At 66.2% G+C, this 710-nt stretch carries 1 protein-coding gene; it reads left to right on the forward strand.

Going from position 1 to position 710, the window contains the following annotated elements; translation table 11 throughout:
• Positions 1 to 61: 61 nt before the first annotated feature.
• Positions 62 to 710, forward strand: a 649-nt coding sequence (locus EOA86_RS37120) for a hypothetical protein (RefSeq protein ID WP_206630277.1), incomplete at its 3' end; no start/stop codon positions are given.

The following is a 710-nucleotide window of genomic DNA, read 5'->3' on the forward strand; positions in this document are numbered from 1 at the left end:
GTTCAGACTCGAGGGTGATCTGGAGACGCTTCGGGGCCACAAGGCGGCTATCGAGGATGACATGCGCCGGCGCGAGCGCCTAACCGCGCTGCTGGAGAAGCGTGATCGCCTCGAGGAGGAGCGCAGTCAGACTAGGACCCGCCTGGCTGAGGCTGGCGAGGAGCTGACCAAGGCGATGTCGCCAGCGTGGGCAGCCTTGATCCGGCCAAGGTTAGCCACGGCCGTCGCCGATTTGCGCGCTCGGGAGTCGGACCTCCAGGTGGCCGTTACACGGGCTCAGGTGCTGCACAGCCTCGCTCACGGCTCCGATCCCAGCTGCCCCACCTGCCTGCAGATGGTGGGCAAGGATGCCCAGGCAAAGATCCGCGCCCTGGTCGACGGTGGCACCGACGCGGGCGACGACGCTAGCCAACGCGAACTGGCGTCCGCGCGCCGTCGCCTCGATGCGCTGGAAGCCCAGCTGGCCGCCGCCAACCCCGAAGCCCTGCGCATCCTCTGGGCCCGCCAAGAGCGACTGCAGAACGACATCTACTCTGCCTCGGCGGCGATCGAAGAGATCGACAAGCAGTTGACAGGGGACGCCGAAGATGAACTGCGCGGCCTTCGCCGGGACTACGATAGTGTCCTGCGTCAGATCGTTGCTACGGAGGAGGGAATCCGAGCTACGCAGCAGCGGCTGTCGGAGACAGCCACTTATCGCGACAATATCC

The organism is Mesorhizobium sp. M5C.F.Ca.IN.020.32.2.1 (assembly GCF_004023105.1).
GTDB classification, from domain to species: Bacteria; Pseudomonadota; Alphaproteobacteria; order Rhizobiales; family Rhizobiaceae; genus Mesorhizobium; species Mesorhizobium wenxiniae.